Origin of the sequence: Candidatus Uabimicrobium amorphum (assembly GCF_009002475.1) — a bacterium.
GTDB lineage: Bacteria > Planctomycetota > Uabimicrobiia > Uabimicrobiales > Uabimicrobiaceae > Uabimicrobium > Uabimicrobium amorphum.
Genome location: NZ_AP019860.1, coordinates 5,985,133 through 6,004,275, shown reverse-complemented (window position 1 = coordinate 6,004,275; position 19,143 = coordinate 5,985,133). Strand labels below are relative to the sequence as shown.

The 19,143-nt window shown below is 39.7% G+C and carries 18 protein-coding genes; 4 read left to right on the top strand and 14 right to left on the bottom strand.

The genetic code is table 11. The features are described 5' to 3' along the window. Positions 1 to 31: 31 nt before the first annotated feature. From UABAM_RS21785 to xseB, 9 genes are all read right to left on the bottom strand, one after another. Positions 32 to 2,422 (bottom strand): DUF3352 domain-containing protein, encoded by a 2,391-nt coding sequence (locus UABAM_RS21785; protein ID WP_151970106.1) that lies wholly within the window; start codon positions 2,420 to 2,422, stop codon positions 32 to 34. Positions 2,423 to 2,450: 28 nt separating this feature from the next. Then, complete coding sequence (gene trxA / locus UABAM_RS21780; protein WP_151970105.1) at positions 2,451 to 2,765, bottom strand: thioredoxin; 315 nt, start codon at positions 2,763 to 2,765, stop codon at positions 2,451 to 2,453. Positions 2,766 to 2,849: 84 nt separating this feature from the next. After that, the gene (gene ettA, locus UABAM_RS21775) at positions 2,850 to 4,529 is read right to left on the bottom strand and encodes an energy-dependent translational throttle protein EttA (protein WP_151970104.1); all 1,680 of its coding nucleotides are present in this window, start codon (positions 4,527 to 4,529) and stop codon (positions 2,850 to 2,852) included. A gap of 160 nt (positions 4,530 to 4,689) precedes the next feature. Next, positions 4,690 to 5,424: a toll/interleukin-1 receptor domain-containing protein gene (locus UABAM_RS21770; protein WP_151970103.1), complete on the bottom strand. Its 735-nt coding sequence runs from the start codon at positions 5,422 to 5,424 to the stop codon at positions 4,690 to 4,692. Positions 5,425 to 5,439: 15 nt separating this feature from the next. After that, positions 5,440 to 6,003, bottom strand: a complete 564-nt coding sequence (locus UABAM_RS21765) for a uridine kinase family protein (RefSeq protein ID WP_151970102.1) — start codon at positions 6,001 to 6,003, stop codon at positions 5,440 to 5,442. Further along, complete coding sequence (locus UABAM_RS21760; RefSeq protein ID WP_151970101.1) at positions 6,003 to 6,737, bottom strand: metallophosphoesterase family protein; 735 nt, start codon at positions 6,735 to 6,737, stop codon at positions 6,003 to 6,005. Before UABAM_RS21760 ends, UABAM_RS21765 begins: the two co-directional genes overlap by 1 nt. Before the next feature lie 56 nt (positions 6,738 to 6,793). Beyond that, positions 6,794 to 7,642, bottom strand: a complete 849-nt coding sequence (locus tag UABAM_RS21755) for an NAD(+)/NADH kinase (RefSeq protein WP_151970100.1) — start codon at positions 7,640 to 7,642, stop codon at positions 6,794 to 6,796. Between the two features lies 1 nt (position 7,643). Next, the gene (locus tag UABAM_RS21750) at positions 7,644 to 8,519 is read right to left on the bottom strand and encodes a polyprenyl synthetase family protein (RefSeq protein WP_151970099.1); all 876 of its coding nucleotides are present in this window, start codon (positions 8,517 to 8,519) and stop codon (positions 7,644 to 7,646) included. Between the two features lie 415 nt (positions 8,520 to 8,934). Continuing rightward, entirely contained in the window at positions 8,935 to 9,171 is a 237-nt protein-coding gene (xseB, locus tag UABAM_RS21745) for an exodeoxyribonuclease VII small subunit (RefSeq protein ID WP_151970098.1), read from the bottom strand. A gap of 322 nt (positions 9,172 to 9,493) precedes the next feature. Here xseB and UABAM_RS21740 point away from each other — a divergent pair, with 322 nt between their 5' ends. From UABAM_RS21740 to UABAM_RS21730, 3 genes are read left to right on the top strand one after another with little or no spacing between them, the layout of a single operon-like run. Then, entirely contained in the window at positions 9,494 to 10,732 is a 1,239-nt protein-coding gene (locus UABAM_RS21740) for a hypothetical protein (RefSeq protein WP_151970097.1), read from the top strand. Between the two features lie 57 nt (positions 10,733 to 10,789). Continuing rightward, positions 10,790 to 11,638 (top strand): sulfurtransferase, encoded by an 849-nt coding sequence (locus UABAM_RS21735; protein WP_151970096.1) that lies wholly within the window; start codon positions 10,790 to 10,792, stop codon positions 11,636 to 11,638. A gap of 12 nt (positions 11,639 to 11,650) precedes the next feature. Continuing rightward, complete coding sequence (locus UABAM_RS21730) at positions 11,651 to 12,079, top strand: SufE family protein (RefSeq protein ID WP_151970095.1); 429 nt, start codon at positions 11,651 to 11,653, stop codon at positions 12,077 to 12,079. Positions 12,080 to 12,166: 87 nt separating this feature from the next. Here the strand turns inward: UABAM_RS21730 and hemH are convergent, their stop codons facing one another. Both hemH and UABAM_RS21720 read right to left on the bottom strand, forming a co-directional pair. Next, positions 12,167 to 13,201, bottom strand: coding sequence for a ferrochelatase (gene hemH / locus UABAM_RS21725; RefSeq protein WP_151970094.1), 1,035 nt, complete (start codon positions 13,199 to 13,201; stop codon positions 12,167 to 12,169). Between the two features lie 10 nt (positions 13,202 to 13,211). Beyond that, positions 13,212 to 13,877, bottom strand: coding sequence for a hypothetical protein (locus UABAM_RS21720; protein ID WP_151970093.1), 666 nt, complete (start codon positions 13,875 to 13,877; stop codon positions 13,212 to 13,214). A gap of 189 nt (positions 13,878 to 14,066) precedes the next feature. Here UABAM_RS21720 and UABAM_RS21715 point away from each other — a divergent pair, with 189 nt between their 5' ends. After that, the gene (locus UABAM_RS21715; protein WP_151970092.1) at positions 14,067 to 15,257 is read left to right on the top strand and encodes a CaiB/BaiF CoA transferase family protein; all 1,191 of its coding nucleotides are present in this window, start codon (positions 14,067 to 14,069) and stop codon (positions 15,255 to 15,257) included. Positions 15,258 to 15,528: 271 nt separating this feature from the next. On the opposite strand, the gene UABAM_RS21710 is transcribed toward UABAM_RS21715, so the two are convergent. From UABAM_RS21710 to UABAM_RS21700, 3 genes are read right to left on the bottom strand one after another with little or no spacing between them, the layout of a single operon-like run. Continuing rightward, positions 15,529 to 16,575: an SUMF1/EgtB/PvdO family nonheme iron enzyme gene (locus tag UABAM_RS21710; RefSeq protein WP_151970091.1), complete on the bottom strand. Its 1,047-nt coding sequence runs from the start codon at positions 16,573 to 16,575 to the stop codon at positions 15,529 to 15,531. Positions 16,576 to 16,590: 15 nt separating this feature from the next. Next, positions 16,591 to 17,694: a hypothetical protein gene (locus tag UABAM_RS21705; protein WP_151970090.1), complete on the bottom strand. Its 1,104-nt coding sequence runs from the start codon at positions 17,692 to 17,694 to the stop codon at positions 16,591 to 16,593. A gap of 10 nt (positions 17,695 to 17,704) precedes the next feature. After that, on the bottom strand, positions 17,705 to 18,880 hold the full coding sequence (locus tag UABAM_RS21700) for a TPR end-of-group domain-containing protein (protein ID WP_151970089.1): 1,176 nt from the start codon (positions 18,878 to 18,880) through the stop codon (positions 17,705 to 17,707). Between the last annotated feature and the right edge of the window lie 263 nt (positions 18,881 to 19,143).

The window sequence follows — 19,143 nt, the reverse complement described above, 5'->3', positions numbered from 1 at the left end:
AAACAAAAGCGAGCGTAAGGCTCGCTTATTATTATTCGTACAAACTATACCAGTAATTACCATCTTGCCCCATATCGTTGACGGAAAATTTTCCTTGTAAATTGGAGGAATCTTTCGCGTCAGCGTATGCCGCATCCGCTTTTGGTATATTCCAGCGACTGTAAGAACTTGTATAACAACTAATGACTTCGCCACTCTGGTTAATTGCAAATACACGTTCGCCAGTATTACCGTATCTTATAGGCCATGCATACACAACAAAACCGTTTTCCTGTAGAAGAGTTGCATCGTCACCTGTTGCGCTGGAAGCATCTTTTTCCCCAACGGCGGTACCATTACTTCCTGGTAGGTAACAATAGAAGTAGTAACCACTTTTTTCGGCAATACCGTCTCGGAAATTCATCGTTGCGAGGTAAGCAGAAGGTATTGTGTGGTTTTTTCCGCGTAGATTTTGTTGTCCACTAAGCTCTTGCAAAAATCCATACTCTCCTGTTCCGTTTTCGTTTTGATCAAGTACAGCAGAACTTTGAAACATCGCTTGGCTACTTGAAATGGTTCTCAGAGTTGCAATGGCAGAAGCTTCATTGGCTTTTAGGCGTGCACGAAGAACAGCAGGCACTGCAATCGCAGCTGTAATTCCCACGGCCGCAACGCCAACAAGTGGTAAAGTTGCTTCAAGTGTTCCGTTCGAGGAAAGAAGCATGCCGTGCTGATCACATGTGTAGCTAAGAGTCCCTGGAGTTAGATAACGACTTATTGTCACAGCACGTGGAACCAGTGCGCTGTCGAATGGAATGCCCAAACTACGTATAAAACCATCAAATGGGCGTACGACAGGTGTCACGGTATTCCATATCCCACAAAATGGCTTGCGTAGGTCGGTGTATAGTACAAACGAACTTCCTTGTGGAACGTGTTTCTTGGCAGATACAAAATCTTCATGTGTTGCAATGGACTTTGTCCAATTACTGCGATTTGTCAGAAAATCTTTTGCATCATGAACATTTGCGGTCATGTACATGTAGTTGTTCTCTACAAAAAACGCCATACCAGACAAACCAAGCCCCAGACCAACAAAAAATCCTTGCACAGGATTGCGCTCTAGATCTTTAAATGGGTCCTCGCCAAATTTTCCCAGAGGTACGGAAAAATAACTTAGCTTTGTGCCATTCGCATCGGTACTCTCGATGTCAACACCCAAACTCGCGCATATTTTGTTTAGTACTTCCATAAATTTGTTGATGTCTTTAAGCTGAACAGCGCTAACACCTCTTGGTAAAAGTCCGCCTTCTTGTGGCATGTAAGCAAAAGAATAGTGGTCTGTTCCCATGGAGGCAAAAAGTTCATCTTGAAGTGAGAAGCCAAGCATTTGTTGTAGTTGCTCACTTCCCTGTTTGTATTGAGCGAGAAGACCACCATTGGGATCAATCTCTTGCAAAACAGCTTCCACTTTGCGAAAAAGTTCATCGTAATCGGCATGCACTAAAGATGCGGAAATACTGTGATGAGGTATTTTTTGTACATTTTCTTCGGCAATACCACCAAAATCCAAAAGAGACATAACACCTTTTTTATCTTCGCAGTGTAAGAACATTGCCGAGCCTATTCGCTGACCAGAAATACTGCCACCAGCAGCAATAGATTTGATATTCATAAAACCTAACATTCCGCCAATTTGTTGTGCTTGAGGAGGAATCATCGGTGAGAATTGTTGCAATGCTTGCTCTACATTTACGTAGATCATCTTCGACGGTACGGACCCTTCAGGGAAAACTTTGGAAAGTACGGTCTTAAAATTTGCGCTGTCCACTAGTTTATCGCTCTGCCCCGCGATGAGTTGTTGCATCAACTCTTGACTAGAACAAATCACTAGGGAATTGTGAAGTATCGCATAACAAACCTTCATTTTGGGCGGTGCTTGATCCAAAACGAGAATTTCAGTGTTTTCGTAGGTGGTCGTCGAAAAGGTAATTTGAGTCATTTGTTTGAGCAACTCAATTGCTTTATTGACGGTCTCGCCGTTTTCACCAAAATTGATGGTCGCTGCAATTCCCAACTTTTTTTGTTGAAAATTAACATCGACAAGCGCTAAAGTAACTTCTCCCTGAAAGATATTTAGAGCATCCTGAAGGGAAATACCAAACTGTTGCTCAGCTTGTTGTAGCATACCTTCCACTTGAGGTTTGGCCACATCATACATCGAATCAATAAACATCTTTACTTCAGGATCTTTGAATAACTGATATAGAGATGTTTTTTGAAAAGCATCAATTGTTTGTGGTATGTCTGGCCAGTGTGCTACAAGTAAACTATGGCTCGGTAGTTGATCAATTAGCGAAAAATTCTCTTCTTCGGCATGAACTGACAAAGTAGTTATGAGAATTAATGCCAAATACAATGAAAATTTGGCATATTTTTTCATAAAAAATCCTTTCTAAAATAAGTCGCTTTTAGCCTTGCTCATCTATCCATTTTGAGAGAGCATCTTTTGAACGAAGTCCTGTAAGATTAGAAACGACTTCACCGCCTTTGAAATACATTAAGGTAGGGAAGGCCATGACATTGTATTTTTGTGCCAAGTCTGCCAGTTCTCCAGCATCCACTTTTGCGATTACAACATCATCACGCTCATTGGAAAGCTCTTCAAGAATAGGTGCTAAGGCACGACAAGGACCACACCATTCCGTAAAAAAATCCACGACAACGGGTTTTTCACTTTTTAGAACTTCACTATCAAATTCATCTGTGTTTTGTATTTGTTTCATTCATTTCTCCCAAGTAATAACTACATACGTTGAATAATACATTTTTGTTGAAACTTTTTTTGGCCTGTGGTGAAATTTCAATAATCAAATGGTCAAAGGTTTGTACTTAATTCTTCGCGGTTTGTCTGCGTCTTCGCCCAATCTTTCACGACGGTCGGCTTCATAGGAAGCATAGTTTCCTTCAAACCACACAACTTTGCTATCTCCCTCAAAAGCGATAATATGGGTAGCAATACGATCTAAAAACCATCTATCGTGAGAAATCACCATAACGCATCCGGCAAAATCGTGAATGGCTTCTTCTAAGGCACGTAGTGTTTCTACATCTAAGTCGTTTGTTGGTTCGTCGAGAAGCAATAAATTCACATGTTCACGTAACATTTTTGCGAGATGAACACGGTTACGTTCTCCACCAGAAAGAACTCCCACAGGTTTTTGCTGATCTCCCCCGCGAAAGTTAAATGATGCACAATATGCACGACTTTTTACCATGCGCTGCCCCAAAGAAATTTCGTCCTGTCCTCCAGAAATCTCTTCCCATACAGTTTGTTTGTCATCAAGTGCATCACGCGATTGGTCAACATAACCAATTTTAACTGTATCTCCAAATTTCAAGTCACCGTTGTCAGGATCTATAGATTGTGCAATCATGCGGAATAAAGTTGTTTTCCCTGCACCATTCGCTCCAATGATCCCAACGATTCCTCCCGCAGGTAATTTGAAACTAAAGTTGTCAATTAAAAGTTTTTCCCCATAGCCTTTGGTGATATTATTGCCTTCGACCACCAAATTCCCTAGTCTTGGACCATTGGGGATAACAATTTGCGCAATTCCAGGTACTTTTGTTTGCTCTTTTTCCGCCAATTCATTGTAAGAACGAATACGTGCTTTGTTTTTCGCTTGTCGCGCTTTTGGTGATTGTCGCACCCAATCCAACTCTTTTTGTAAATATTTTTGTCGCGCTGATTCGCGCTTTTCTTCATCTTTTAAACGCTTGTGTTTTTGTTCTAACCATGAGGAATAATTTCCTTCCCATGGAATTCCCTCGCCGCGGTCTAACTCTAAAATCCATCCGGTAACGTTATCTAGGAAATAACGGTCGTGGGTAATTAAAACGACAGTTCCGGCGTACTCACGTAAAAAGCGTTCCAACCACGCGACAGACTCTGCGTCTAAGTGGTTTGTCGGTTCGTCGAGAAGTAGCATGTCCGGCTTTTGTAGCAATAAGCGACACAAGGCCACACGTCTTTTTTCTCCACCAGACAAACTATCAACGTTACTTTCCGCTGGTGGACAGCGAAGCGCATCCATAGCAATTTCTATCTGTCTTTCCAAGTCCCACAAATTTTCAGCATCTATTTGTTCTTGTAACTTTCCTTGCTCTTCTATGAGGGCATTCATTTCGTCGTCGTCGGTAATTTCGGCGAAAAGATCGTTCACCTTTTCGTAACGATCCAAAACCGCTTGCTTTTCTGCAACCCCTTCCATGACGTTTTCAAGGACATTTTTTTCCGCATTTAGTCGTGGCTCTTGAGGAAGGAAACCAACTTTAACTCCTTTTGCAGGCCATGCTTCTCCTTCAAAAGTTGTGTCTTCTCCTGCCATAATACGCAGTAAAGTACTTTTCCCGGCACCGTTATGTCCAATCACTCCTATTTTGGCTCCTGGGAGAAAAGAAAGCCAAATATCTTTTAAAATTTTCTTGTCACTGTTGGGATATACTTTGCTAACACCCTTCATTACATATGTGTATTGATAGGACATTCTGTTATTCTCCTGTTTACCTAAATAAAGATGGTCGCGTGTAACACGCGACCTTTTTTTGTTTATATATTAATTTTTAACTTCGATCCCGTTCCTGATCCTAATCCCGCTCCCGTTGTTTAAATCGGGAACGGGATCAGGATCAGGAACGGGATCGGTATTAGCTACCGATATAATTAAATTGTCCGTCCACCCAACGTGCAAAATAACTACCGTTTTTCATCACCCACATAACTTTGTGTCCTTGCTTTGCCATTTTTCCGTACTCAGAGGGTTTGTTGGGATTTTGCTCTAAAAAACGATATGGTTTAATGTCGACAAAGTGTACGCCAGTTGATTTATATTTTTTTACCCAGTACTGGTATTTTCCCAGAACAATTTCCTTACGATCTTCGAACATGGCATCGGCGACTTTATTTGCCAAATCTTCCACATCCATATCTAATGAAAATTTGTCGATCGTAACATTCCCTTGCGAGTCGATGATGTTGATCTCAACACCTTCATGTTTTTTGACAACAAGCTTATGCATCATATCAATATTCGCTTCAAAGTCGTTGTCGTTAAATTCAATCCCTAATTTTGTCGTCAGAAGCGGAGGAATATCATCTGGTTTTAAGAAAACCGGTATTAGTCTCTTTTTAAGTTTTAGCCCCGTCATCCACTCAAGTTCAACAGATTCAGACTTCATAGAGTTTTGTGTACAGAACACCAGTATAACATGACACTTGGCTATATTGTCATTCATGTACTTCATGATATCGTCATCCATATGCTCTTCCCAATAAAGAACATCCGCAATTTGCTCGCGCTCTTTCAATGACTTTGCAACTTGAGAAATTTGAAACGTTTGTGAATCTGGTGTGGCATAACTGATAAAAACGAGTATCCCCATCTTTTTTCCTATCCTTTAAATCAAACAACCAAAATCAATAACTAAATCAGCAAATTTGCGCATAGGACGAATGTAAGTTTCATAGCCTTCTATCACGCTTGGATACTGTTTTAATATACTTTTAGGAGTTCGTCCTCTTTCTTCGATATCACGGCGATATCTTCGTGCGAGAATAACTTCAGGAGGTGGATCCATAAAAATACGTAGTGATGCTAGATCTAAAAGTGGCGGATGAAAAGAAAATATTCCCTCCACCACTATAATCCCATCTTCACTGGGAGCTATCAGTGTTCTTGTTCCCGAAGGCTCCGAAATTTTCATGTCGTATTTTGGAATGGTGATCTTAGCACCCGTAGGAGATTCGGCGAGATCAATCACAGCTTTAGCACACGCTTCCAAATCTACCGTATTCGGATTATCAAAGTTATACACTCCGTTTTCATCTGGCTCCATTTTTGATTTGCCAATATAAAAATCGTCGGTACCAACTTTGACATAATTGGTAAATCGCTTTACTAAAAAAGATTTTCCGCTGCCGCTACGTCCGCAAATGGCAACTATACGGCGTCGTTTGTTCATTATCTTCCCTTTGCTAACCTGTCGGCAATTTTATGGTCGAAACCAATGTCTCTTATCTTTTGTTGTGTTGTGGCGATATCGTACTCTAAACGATAGTAATGAATTTTATATTCATCGGTGTCAAGGATTGCACACGAAGAAAGAGGACACTGGTCTCTTGGCTGTCCTACGCTTCCAGGATTTATCAGATATGTTAAATTGCGATCTAATTCAAAAGTTGTACTCTTGTGAATATCTGTTTCTATATATTTCGAAGAGATTACATAAGGTAAGTGTGTGTGTCCATAAAAGCATATCCCCACACCTGGATGTTCCGTTTTTAAGAGTTGAAGATTATTTTTTGCAACTTGCAGAGAGTTAATGTATTCGTCTTTGTGTCTTGGAGAACCATGGACAAATAAAATGACATCTTGCAAAGATCTTTCTTCGGGTAATGACGAGACAAAATCCATTTGTTCTGTGGTGAGAATGTTTCTTGTGTATTCGATCACATGTCGCGTTTCTTTGCGAATAACAGCGTCAATTTCTCCAGAAACAAATCGATCGTGGTTACCGCTAATACACAAAGCATTGTGTTCAAGTAAAAGTTCTATGCATTCAGCAGGATTTGCATTGTACCCTACAATGTCCCCCAAACAGTAAACTTGATCGACGTTTTCTTTTTGGAAGTGTTCTAGCACTGTGGACAAAGCTTCGTAATTTGCATGAATGTCAGCAACAAGACCTAACTTCATATATTGCCTTTCTTTTTTATTTTACAGTTGTATTGTTTACAACAATACCAAATACTCTATGGTTGCATAAGGTACTTTTTTCCGCCCCAAGAAAATTTCTCTTTTAGAATATCAAAGAAATTTCTATTACCTGTCTTTAGGATATGAAAAGACCTCTCTGCTTGTTTTACTCTAATAATATCATTTTCGTTTAGATCAAAATATATTTGACCATCTGCGGTGAAAATACATCCTCCCGGATATGGTGGATAAAAACAAACTTCTATGGTGTTGTCCGATGGAATAATAACAGGTCGCATGGTCAGTGTATGAGGACAAATAGGGGTTATAATCATCGCTGACATACCGGGTGTTAGTACTGGTCCCCCAGCTGACATTGAATAAGCTGTGGAGCCTACAGGAGTCGAAATGATCACCCCATCACCACCATAAGTACACATTTCTTCATCGTTCACCTTTATCTGACAACAAATCAGACGCGACGCTACGTTTTTTATCACCCCATCATTCAAAGCCACTGTTTCGTTGACAACCTCTCCATCGCGAATAATTTCAAAATGTAGCATAATCCGTTTTTGAACCGTGAATTCTCCGCTCACTATTTTCGACATACACTGCGGTAACTCACTGATGGAAACTTCTGTTAGAAAACCAACTTTCCCAAAATTAACTCCTACTACAGGGATGGGAGCATCAAGTTGGCGAGCTGTCGATAAAATAAATCCATCTCCTCCAAAAACGATGATACCTTGTATTTTTTTTTGAGAGATAATAGAGCTATCTAGTTGCTCTGGCTTTTCAAAACAATCGACTAACTCGATGGGTTTTACGGAAGCTTGGAAAGCTTTAACTGCTTTTCTCACCTCTGATTTACTAAAATCTGCAACAAGGGCAAATTTTTCCATTTTAGTTTTCTCGATTCACAACATAATCCGCTAAATATTCTAAAAAACCGGCATTAGGTATATCTAAAATGAGTTCTTTCGCTTCAGAAATAAGCTTTTCAGCATGCTTGCGCGATTCTTCTACTCCTAAAAATTTAGGATAGGTATTTTTGCCTTTGTCGCTATCTTTACCAACTTTCTTACCCATTTTCTCCGATGTACTGGTAACATCTAAAATGTCATCCATTATTTGAAAAGCCAAACCAATTTTCGCCCCAAATGATTCGAGAGATTTCACCCGTGATTCACTCGCTTTTGCACAAGTGGCACCGCATTTCGCGGCCAGAGAAATTAGCGCACCTGTTTTATGACGGTGAATATAATTAAGTAACTCAAAGGAGATTTCTTTGTTCTCGTTCTTAATATCATTTACTTGCCCTGCGACCATTCCACCAAGACCAGAAAAAAAAGACACATCTTCGACAAGCTGCGGTACAATTGATTTGTCCTTTGTTTTAGAAGCAATTATCCAAAATGCATATGTCAAAAGAGCATCACCGGCTAATATTCCCATGTCTTCACCATATTTTTTATGCGTGGACAATTTTCCGCGGCGATAATCGTCGTTATCCATTGCCGGTAAATCATCGTGAACTAGTGAGTATGCGTGAATTATTTCAATCGCACTCGCGGTGGGAAAACAGTTGGCATCCTCTCCACCAAGTAAACGACAAATAGCTATCGTAATAATACCGCGCAGGCGTTTTCCACCACCAAGAACACTATAGCGCATGGCATCAAGAAGTAATTCGGTGTTTGTCTGTTGTTGTGGAATTGCATTTGACAAAAACTCTTCTAGCTCTGTTCTTGTCTTTGTTATTAGCTGTGGATATTCCATATTCTATGCGAGGATTTCCCTTTAGTTGAGGGAGCAGCTGCGGTTGCGAAGCTTAACCTCGAGTCTCCTTTCTAAGGTTTAGGACGACCAGTTTGGATAATTTGAATCTTCTGGATTTAAGCAAGGGGTGACCGTGGGCAACAGCGAGCTGTTGTTTTATTTAAATCAAAACTCTGCAATTTGTAGTTGCAAGTGTACAATTTGGTCGTGTAATATGTTGGAGTGTTATGGCTTACGGTCAAAATTACAAAACCATTTTGTTACACAGTTCCAAAAAAATTTGTGGTATTCTCCAAGAACTGTAAGAAATAGAACCATTGCCCTAAATCATTGATTTGGCGATCTAGTTTTTACTAAATCAATGATTTAGGGCAATATCCAAGGTAGTTTTTAATTCCAGAGAACAAGAAAGTAATTAATGTCTTTTACCTTCAAAATCAGTCTCTTTTAGAGATCCATCAGGATTTTTAGTCAACATCACAATTTTTTTCTTTGTGTCTTCCAGCATAGAGTGACACCTTCGCAAACGTTCTATACCCTCTTCGTATTTTGCAAGGGATTCTTCTAATGGAAGATCTCCTCTTTCCAGCTCGCTAACTATTTGTTCTAAACGCTTGATGGAAGTTTCAAAAGTTTCTTTTTCATTTGTCATATGATTAGGTATCTGGATTAAATAACCAGATATCTCCTTGTAATTATTGCAAGTGAGACGGTACATTCAGATTTTTTCTGAAACTCGTATTTTGTATTAGTTTTATAGAACTTGCAATATCAAATACAGGTAGAATTTGTTTATCTTATTGCTTTTCTCTTTGGCTGTCAAATCTTTTTGCATTTGTAGTACAAATGCGCACAAAAAATATTACAGTTTGCCAAAGGTTTTGTTCGTTTCTTTACAGAATTGGTAAATTTTGCTATTTTATAAGAATGTAACTGTCCTGGATTGTAATCCTTCATAGAAAGGTAACTTTACTATGTCTCTAAGCGAATTTTCTGATTATTTAAACAAATTTCAAGAAATGCTTCCTAATATTTCTCAAAAAATATCCGATAGCGAATTTAATAGCAATCTACAAGATATCACCCAAAAAATGATAGAACTTATACCTTCTACACAAAAAGCTCTGGAGGACAGTCAAAACTTGCTGGAAGCATTTTGTTCATTACAGAAAGCTTTGGTTGCAATGGGAATGCAGCCAACTTTCCCTACAGCCACCAGTGACACGGTAGCTAAAATTTCTGAAGTGCAAGAACAAGCGCCAAGTCAACAACAAACATCGGAGTCCACAGTTGCTGGTTCAGAAAGTGGGCAAGAAACCGCAACCTCCGAAACGGAAGATGCCACAACGCTTGAGAATGAGCAACAAACCACAACACCTGAGAGTGAGCAACAAACCACAACACCTGAGAGTGAGCAACAAACCACAACGCCTGAGAGTGAACAGACAACAGTTCCTGAGAGCGAGCAACAAACCACAACGCCTGAGAGTGAACAGACAACAGTTCCTGAGAGCGAGCAACAAATCACAACTTCTGAAAGTACTCAAGAAACGGCAACAGGCGATGCGATCACTGAAGAAAAACCAAATTTTACAAAAGTTGACGCAAACACATTGGAAGAAAGTAAAGACACATTTAGTAACGCTCCTTTGGACATTTCACCTTCACGAGAAGACGAAAAACCTCAAGTAACCATTTCCACACCACAAAAACATCAAGATACTGCGGAAAATAAACATCTTTACTTTAGCGAAGACGAGGTAATGAAAGAATTACAAGTCGATATTAGTGGTCTCGAAGAAATGATAGAGGAGAAAAAACTCACTCCAACACTCATTGAAGACAAAAAATATTTTTCAAAGAAAAAAGTATCATTGTTGCGCTCTGTTGCGATGGAATCTTCGACGGTAGTTATTGAAAAACCGGTGAAGCAACCTTTGATTTTTGGCAGCACCAAAAAAGAAACCCCGGAAAAAGAAAGTACAAAAGATTATTACAACGAAAATGAGGTAATGCTAGAGCTGCAAACAGACCGAGATGGTTTAGAATCCATGATTGAACAAAAAAAATTGATCCCAACCATGATAGATGGTAAAAGATACTTTCCAAAGAGAAAGGTAACATTGTTACGTTCAATGGCAATGGAACTTTCAACAATTGTCATTCAAAAGCCAAAGAAAAAAAATCCTTTGAATTTTTGGAAAGACAATTAGTTGTTGTGTTAGAATATGCTTATTACAGTATATAATTTTAATTACAAAGGAAAACTCATGAGTGAATATACACATCCTGACGTTCTTGTCAGTGCTGATTGGCTTCAAGAACACATTGATGATCCAAATATCCGTATCGTAGAATCTAATGAAGATATTTTACTATACAACACAGGGCACATTCGCAATGCCGTCAAAATTGATTGGCAAAACGATTTACAAGACGAACTCATTCGCGATTATATCAGCAAAGAAAAATTTGAAGAACTAATGTCGAAAAAAGGTATCAGCAATGACACAACAGTAGTATTTTACGGAGACAAAAGCAATTGGTGGGCATGCTACGCTTTTTGGACATTTACCATGTATGGTCATACAAAATGCAAGTTGTTAAACGGTGGACGTCAAAAGTGGGTGAATGACAACAGAGAGATGACCAAAGATACTCCTGATTTTCCAGCAACCGAGTACAAAGTTTCACAAATTAACGAAGATGAAATTCGTGCATTTCGCGAACATGTTCTCAAACATATTGATGGTAAGAAACCTCTCATCGATGTTCGTTCCCCTGGCGAGTACACGGGTGAGCTTTTGCACATGCCAGACTATCCGCAGGAAGGTTCTCTACGTGGTGGTCATATTCCGGGAGCGAAAAGTGTACCATGGTCGCAAGCAGCAAACGACGATGGCACTTTTAAAGATAGAAAAGCCTTAGAAGAATTGTATGCACAAGGTGCCGGCATTGCCGAAGAGGATGATGTCATCGTTTATTGTCGTATCGGTGAGCGTTCTTCTCACACATGGTTTGTTCTTCGCTACTTGCTAGGTTACAAAAATGTGCGAAATTATGATGGGTCATGGACTGAGTGGGGAAATTTGGTTCGCGTTCCCATTGAAAAACCATAGAAAGTGTCGTTCATGAGTACTTTACAGGAAATTATAGATGATTTTCAATTGATGTCGCGCGATGAAAAGTTAGATACATTGATGGACTATTCCGAAAATTTACCTGACTTACCACAACGCTACCACAAAGCGCGAGATGAAGGAAAAAACAGACTCCATGAATGCCAGACTCCTGTACATCTATGGGTAGAGATGCAAGAACAAAAAGTTCAAATATTTGTAGATGTTCCCCGTGAAGCCCCGACAGTCAGAGGCTTTGTGGCATTACTCCTCGACGCTTTTGACGGTAAAACTCCACAAGAGGTTATGGAATGCCCCAACACGCTACTAAACTCTCTGGGGTTGGTACAAATTTTGGGGATGACGCGTCTTAACGGACTAAGTTGGCTTGTAAAACGACTAAAGCAAGAAGTGACAAGAGTTTGTGCGGAAAATTCATAATTTTTTGCATGTAAATAAATAAGAGCGTGTAAACACGCTCTTATTTAAAATAGAAACACAATGTGGAATTTTGGTTCGCTTTTTTATTTACTCAAAGCCTCTTTCTTTGCACCACGAAGCTAGAGTATCCACCCATACCTTATTTTCATTTAAACACGGAACTACGCGTAATTCTTCCCCTCCAGCCTCTTCGAAGATTTCCGCCCCCTCCTCACAAAGCTCTTCCAATGTTTCCAGGCAATCAGAAACAAAGGCAGGAGAAAGAAGTAAAAGTTTCTTCACACCTGACTCCGCAAGTTTGGTAAATGTTGCATCGGTGTATGGTGTAAGCCATGGATCTCTACCGAGTCGCGACTGAAAAGATACAGAGTATTTACCTTCGGGAATATTTGCTTTTTTCACAAATTCTTCACTAGTACGAAATACTTGGTGACGATAACAAACATTATGCGCTTCAGATGGTACATGACAACAATCTTTTACTTTAAGACAATGTTCTCCTGTAGGATCTGCTTTACACAAGTGCCGTTCAGGAATACCATGATAACTAAATAGTAAATGGTCATAGTCCCACTCTAGATGTTCTTTGGCACTATCGACCAAGGCGTCGATATATTTTTCATTTTGGTAGTACGGTGGAAGTACGTCGAGTTCGACATCAAGTTTCATCTTTTTTATGGTGTCTTGCACATCAACAACGGCTGTTTCATAACTTGACATCGCATAATGAGGGTATAGTGGTATCAAAAATATTTTTTTCAGATCCTTTACTTTTTCCAAAAGTTCCGAAATCGCACTTTCCGCAGAAGGGTTTCCATAACGCATACCTAGTGCAACCGGTGTTTTTACTTTTTCTTGTAAAAGCTTTTGTAGTCTTTGGCTTAAAATAAGTAACGGAGAGCCTTCCTCCCACCAAATAGACTTGTATGCTTCAGCGGAAGCTTTGGGGCGCGTGGGCATGATAAAACACTCCACTACGAGTTTACGTACCCAGTATGGTTTGTCAATAACACGCTCGTCCATCAAAAATTGTCGTAAATATTTGCGTACATCAGATACTTTTGTCGAGTCTGGTGTTCCTAAGTTAACCATTAAAATTCCATTTGTGTTTGTCGCATCCATTTTACTTCCTTTAAAAACTTAATTGTATGTCCATAAATAAATGTGGATACTTCTGGCGTTGTTTCTTCAAATGTTGCAAAGTTTTTACACGAGTGGTATGAGTTTCCGCTTCTAACACAAAGTTTTCAGGATCATCGTCGGGAAAGTTCTCAAAAGCTTCTTTTTCCATGATCATAACCCTTGGTTTGTGAGTACGAATTGCACCTTCTAATTCGTATGTTACACAAAAAGTATACCATCTAGTTTCAATGGGCATTCCCATATCTTTTTTCAAAATTCCGTCGGCAAAGCGCTCGCAAATTTGGTTTAAGATAGCGTTAAGCATATACCAAGAATCTTCTTTGGCGAAATGAACAAGGCAGTCACTAGGTTTTACTTGTTTGATGCATTTGTTCAAAATTTCCGCCATAATTTCATTTTGAAAAACATAAATTGCATCGCGCTCAAATATAGTACGCAACTGTAGTACTGGTCGTTTGGTTGTTTTTCCTTCACTTTCCACTTCTTTATAGGTAAGTGAGTTTAAGGAAAGAACAACACGATTTGTAAATCTTTTTTGTTTCCAAGCGACTCCTGATCGCCAACGTCCCCATAACCAACCGATAGATAAAACGCAAATAGCGCCAAATATTTCTACCCATACACCGGCCAAGTCAGAGATAAATAATGCATACATATGGTAATTCCTTTCATCGTTTTGTAACAGTTCTCATAAAGATAAAATAAAGCGTTATAACATTCAACAACAAAATTGAATCGTTGATTAAAAGTTAGGATAATTTTTTCTTGCACTCCCGCCTTTGATGTTTTTAGATATTGTTATACAAGTTATACAAAAATAAATTTAGAATTATGAGGAAAAATAATGAGCAATGCTTTACAGGGAATACTTGTTCTCGATCACACATCAGCACTTGCTGGTCCATATTGTGCACAAATACTAGGTGACTTCGGAGCCGATGTCATTAAAATCGAGCAGCCGGGAAAAGGAGACCAATCTAGAGGTTGGGGGCCACCTTTCGTTGGCGAGGTAAGCGCGTATTATCTTGGAACCAACCGCAACAAACGTGGTTTAACACTTAATTTAGGTAAAGAAAAAGGGCGAGAGGTCATGGCTAAGCTCATCAAGAAAGCCGACGTTCTCATTCACAATGTCCCTCGCAAGTCATCGCGCACCAAGCTTGGTTTAGATGAAAAGTATTGCCATGATATAAATCCGCAACTTATCTGGGCGAGCATTTCTGGGTTTGGAAATACTGGTCCTTATGCCGAGAGACCAGGCTACGATGTCATTGCCCAAGGAATGGGTGGCTGCATGTCACTAACAGGGGAGACAGGAAGTGATCCTATGCGTTTCCCCACACCAATCGCAGATATCACAACGGGGATATACACAGCTCTTGCGATTGTGACAGCTCTCTTTGCACGCACACGTACGGGAAAAGGTCAAAGTATCGACAATGCTCTTTTTGATAGCCAAGCAACATGGTTGGCGAATGTTGCGAGTAGTTACCTTGCAACAGGTGTAGCACCACAAAAAATAGGTAACACTCATCCCTCTATTGTACCTTACCAACCACTGCCTACAGCAGATGGCTGGATTATTGTTGGAGTGGGAAGTGAAAAATTGTGGACGAGTTTTTTAGACGTAATTAACTACCCTAAAGTGGCTGAGGACGAACGTTTTATCAACAATACATTACGTTTACAACATCGTCCACAATTAACACAATTATTGAGTGATTGTATGCGGCAACACAACAGTAGTTATTGGTTGGAAAAGTTACAACAAGCGCGCATCCCTAGCGGACCGATTTATGCGCCTCAGGAAACTTTAAATGATGAACATTTACTGGCACGTGGAATGATTGTCGAATTGGAACACCCGGTCATTGGTATGGTGAAATCGCTAGGAAATCCAATGAACTTGAGCGAAACACCTGTGAATTACCGTTTGCCACCACCGCTTCTTGGTGAACATTCACAGGACATCTTACGCGAATTACAATACAGCGACGCACAAATTACACAGATGAATGACGAGCAAGTAATTTAAATGCCAAAATACGCATAATAGAGCCCAAGTCCGTTTGCGAGTCTAAGCCCGTTAGCAACTAACTCAGGGAGTTCTCTAGAACTGTTGAGTAAGGGGCCTCCCTGCTGGCTATCAAGCTAAGATATAAACTTCTTATGGTGTCATCCCTGCAAAAGCAGGGATCCAGCGTTTACAAATCCACTTTACATTGCTGGTTTCCCGCTTACGCGGGAATGACACTCTGGGGAAGTTTTTATTTCATGCATGAGCATCAATGGCCTTGACGCACTATTTATTTTAAAGATTTACAAACGCGGAATCCAATATTAAACTTGAAGTGTCGCGGTGGTTTGCGCAAGCGGTATGCGGAACGACATTCTTTCACATCACTGTACCAACTTCCTCCGCGTAATATGTGATCAAAACCTTTTTCCGCACCTTTGGGATTGGTGACATCTGCGCTAGTATATTCTTCGTAGATATCGGAACACCACTCCATCACATTACCACTCATGTCGAATAAACCGAACGCGTTTGGCTTCTTTGAGCCTACGCGATGTGTTGTGCGACTACTATTATCCCAGTGCCATGCATACTCTGTAGCGTCTTGTGTTCCCCAATAATACAAAGATGTTGTTCCTGCGCGACACGCATATTCCCATTCCGCTTCTGTGGGCAAGCGCAAATTCGTCTTCTCGCAGAATTTTTGAACATCGTTCCACGAAATGCGTTCCACAGGCTTGTGTTTATCTTTAAAATAAGAAGGATTTCCCTGCATTATTTTTTGCCAAATGAGTTGCGTAATTTCATATTTCGAAATCAAAAAATCATCTAAGGTAACTTTATGAATAGGTTTTTCGTTTTCTTGTCCGTAACTGCTACCCATTTTGAAAGTTCCACTGGGAATTAATACAAATTCAATACCTGTTTCTGTATGGATATATTCTTTTACTGTATTTGTTTTTTCTTCACAGCTATATGTTTTGGTACCAACAAAATCAAACCCTAAAATGTCTGACTTCCCCAATTTTGTTGGTGGCGTTACTTGTGTCAGATCTTTATTATCATCTGTTTGTTCTTTATTTGCCAAACGATCTTTAATTTTTTGTATTTCGCGAGCAACATCTGAAGACATATTGTCTTTCTTGGTTGGTTGCTGCATTTGCTCAATTTTTTTCTCAAGCGCGACTATTTTAGATTCTAAACGCTTAACAGTTTTTTCGAGTATAATGATCTTTTCTAGAGCTGCATAAATCAATTCTTTATCATCAGCATGAACTGCTGTTGTTGTAAAAGTGTAGCAACACAGAAAAAAAAGGACCATTGTATATCTCATCATTGTAAATTCCTCACTTTATCTTTGTACTCTATATTCCATAAATTTTTTGGCCCAACTCTTTGCTTTATAATATTCTAAACGTAACCCATCACTGGAATGAGCAAATACAAAAGCGTTTTGGTATTGGGTTAAAAGGTTGCCTAGTGGATTTATTTCCGTTCTACTCTGAACTAAATTTCGCGCATATTTTTGTGCTTCATCGACAAGAAAAACGCCAGGAGGAGCGTCGCGCATTTTCGTAAGCATTTCTAGCACTTCTCCGTTATAAGCAAACAGAAAAGACTCTTGGTATTTATCTAGAAGACCTTGATTGAGAGAAAATTGAGCATGTGCCTGTACAAAACCACGTGCCCATTGTACTGATTCTTCATCGCTTAATCTCAAACCACCACTACTGCGTGCAAATAAGAATGCTTCACGGTACTGATCACCTAGCCCTAACTCGCGGCTTATCACACCATGATTTTTTATATAACTTTGTGCCCACTGTACGGATTCTTCAAAACTCAGGCGCAGTCCTTCAGAGTTAAAAGCGAACTCAAAGGCGACCACGTACTGCTCAACCAGGTTTCGATCACTATAGAAACGAAAGCGGTTTTGAACAAATTTGTTCGCCATCTTACGTGCCGTTTCATCGTCGACGGCGACAAGGTAATTTGTCCGGCAAAAAAGATACACATCGCGATACATGTCTAGCATATCCAATTTTGTGTATAAAGGCGCGGAAGAAAATAAAAATTCCTCCACCCAAGTTTTACCATCTTCCGCCGTAAAGGTAATACGATTGAGCAGAGTGTTCATTTCGCTACTTATATCCGCGCGTAGTGGTATTGTTCCTCGACGTAAAATAAGATTTTTTGCCCAAATATCTGCTTCGTCAGTGGATATCTCAAGAAACTCTGTCGCAAAATCAAAGGCTTCTTGGTACTGCGCAACTAAAATTTTCTGGCGAAAGACTCCTTTCGTTTCGACAAATTTTTTTGCCCATAAAAAAGCTTGTCCATGTGTATAATTTAACCCCCTAGGGTTACGCGCAAATTCATATGCTTGCAGATATTGTTTATCTAGAGACGCGGACAACCCGCAAATGGCAAGCATCAGTAAAAATATAACTTTCATCGACAACAACCTATTTACCTGCATTTAGTTTTTCCAGCCTTTTTACCAATTTTACAAATCGTGGATGTTTACGTACATTGCGCAAGTCACCATCTTTTAGCATCCAGTCAAGATCTGTATAGCCATAATCCACTGATTTTTCTAAGGCATCCATTGCCAGTTCTACGCGACCAGCCACCGAATATGCACATGCCAAATTGTAATAGGTAATTCCATCCTTGGGACTCACAGCCACGGCTTTGTTTAAGTACAAAATACCATTTTTCGTATCACCTATTTGCAAATATTTCATTCCGATTTCAAATAACGTATCGCGATCTCTTGGATTCATACGTAGTCGCCATTTTAAACGCCGTAGTTCGGCATCGAAATTTGCCGTATAGCCAATATTGTATAGTATTTTATTCACAAGCCCTTTGATATAGTCATCGAGTTGTTGATTTTCGGATCTCATCTCTCGAACCATATCATCCAAGGCTCTTTTTACACTAAGACGCAAATTGGTGGTATAAATGTTTTTTAAATCCGCTAATCCCTCTCCGGCAAGAAATCGAACTTGTCGCGCTGTTTCTCGATCATCATTAATGTGATTGTTCACATAACGATACTCGGGATCACTAAAAATGTCTAAAAGAGGAATAATGGCTTCATGTTTCCATTTACGCTGTAGCTTCGCAAATTGTCCGGTAAAATATCCTGAATTCCCATCGGGGGACACATAGTAAAGCAACTCTTGTTCGATTTCTTTGTAGATAATACTTCTACGTAAGTCGGTAAAAGTTTCGCGTATTTGCGGAACAGTGGTACGAAGTCCCTGCAATTTTTCGAGAATAGGAAATTTATCGGATAAATTTAGCAACATACACGCGGCAACATTGCGAACACCTTCATCCTTATCTTTGAGTATTTCTAGTAAATATTTAATGCTGTTCCTGGTTTCTATTTGTCCAATCACATACGCTTTTGTCCGCCGCACAGCATAGCTGTCCTTGCTGAAATTCTCCATTAGCAGAGGAATAATATCTTCGCCTTGTAACGACAATTTTTCTGCAGCTTGGTCACGAACAATCGGATTTTCATCGTTTAAACTTTCCAGAAGAGCACTCACATACTCATCGTTTTTTTCACCCACAACTACTGTCGTCGCAAAAAGCACTACAGTAAATAGTATTATTATCTTTGTCATAAAATAGCACTCCTTACCACAGAAAATGATATTTCTTATTTGGTTTTACCAAGGTTCAGGCGCCATCAAATCAACTTCACATTGCTGGATTCCTGCTTTCGCAGGAATGACACTTCGCGATAGCTCTATCTCATAAAAAGCGAGCTGTTCTCTGGAACTACAAAACAAAATGGTTTTGCAATTTTGACCGTAAGTAATAACTGTACAACATTTTATACGATCAAATTGTACAATTCCAACAGCAAGTTGAAGTAGTTTGATTA

Excerpts from the sequence above, each read along its gene's own strand:
- UABAM_RS21785 (WP_151970106.1), bottom strand. The coding sequence starts at position 2,422 with ATGAAAAAATATGCCAAATTTTCATTGTATTTGGCATTAATTCTCATA.
- trxA (WP_151970105.1), bottom strand. The coding sequence starts at position 2,765 with ATGAAACAAATACAAAACACAGATGAATTTGATAGTGAAGTTCTAAAA.
- ettA (WP_151970104.1), bottom strand. The coding sequence starts at position 4,529 with ATGTCCTATCAATACACATATGTAATGAAGGGTGTTAGCAAAGTATAT.
- UABAM_RS21770 (WP_151970103.1), bottom strand. The coding sequence starts at position 5,424 with ATGGGGATACTCGTTTTTATCAGTTATGCCACACCAGATTCACAAACG.
- UABAM_RS21765 (WP_151970102.1), bottom strand. The coding sequence starts at position 6,003 with ATGAACAAACGACGCCGTATAGTTGCCATTTGCGGACGTAGCGGCAGC.
- UABAM_RS21760 (WP_151970101.1), bottom strand. The coding sequence starts at position 6,737 with ATGAAGTTAGGTCTTGTTGCTGACATTCATGCAAATTACGAAGCTTTG.
- UABAM_RS21755 (WP_151970100.1), bottom strand. The coding sequence starts at position 7,642 with ATGGAAAAATTTGCCCTTGTTGCAGATTTTAGTAAATCAGAGGTGAGA.
- UABAM_RS21750 (WP_151970099.1), bottom strand. The coding sequence starts at position 8,519 with ATGGAATATCCACAGCTAATAACAAAGACAAGAACAGAGCTAGAAGAG.
- xseB (WP_151970098.1), bottom strand. The coding sequence starts at position 9,171 with ATGACAAATGAAAAAGAAACTTTTGAAACTTCCATCAAGCGTTTAGAA.
- UABAM_RS21740 (WP_151970097.1), top strand. The coding sequence starts at position 9,494 with ATGTCTCTAAGCGAATTTTCTGATTATTTAAACAAATTTCAAGAAATG.
- UABAM_RS21735 (WP_151970096.1), top strand. The coding sequence starts at position 10,790 with ATGAGTGAATATACACATCCTGACGTTCTTGTCAGTGCTGATTGGCTT.
- UABAM_RS21730 (WP_151970095.1), top strand. The coding sequence starts at position 11,651 with ATGAGTACTTTACAGGAAATTATAGATGATTTTCAATTGATGTCGCGC.
- hemH (WP_151970094.1), bottom strand. The coding sequence starts at position 13,201 with ATGGATGCGACAAACACAAATGGAATTTTAATGGTTAACTTAGGAACA.
- UABAM_RS21720 (WP_151970093.1), bottom strand. The coding sequence starts at position 13,877 with ATGTATGCATTATTTATCTCTGACTTGGCCGGTGTATGGGTAGAAATA.
- UABAM_RS21715 (WP_151970092.1), top strand. The coding sequence starts at position 14,067 with ATGAGCAATGCTTTACAGGGAATACTTGTTCTCGATCACACATCAGCA.
- UABAM_RS21710 (WP_151970091.1), bottom strand. The coding sequence starts at position 16,575 with ATGATGAGATATACAATGGTCCTTTTTTTTCTGTGTTGCTACACTTTT.
- UABAM_RS21705 (WP_151970090.1), bottom strand. The coding sequence starts at position 17,694 with ATGAAAGTTATATTTTTACTGATGCTTGCCATTTGCGGGTTGTCCGCG.
- UABAM_RS21700 (WP_151970089.1), bottom strand. The coding sequence starts at position 18,880 with ATGACAAAGATAATAATACTATTTACTGTAGTGCTTTTTGCGACGACA.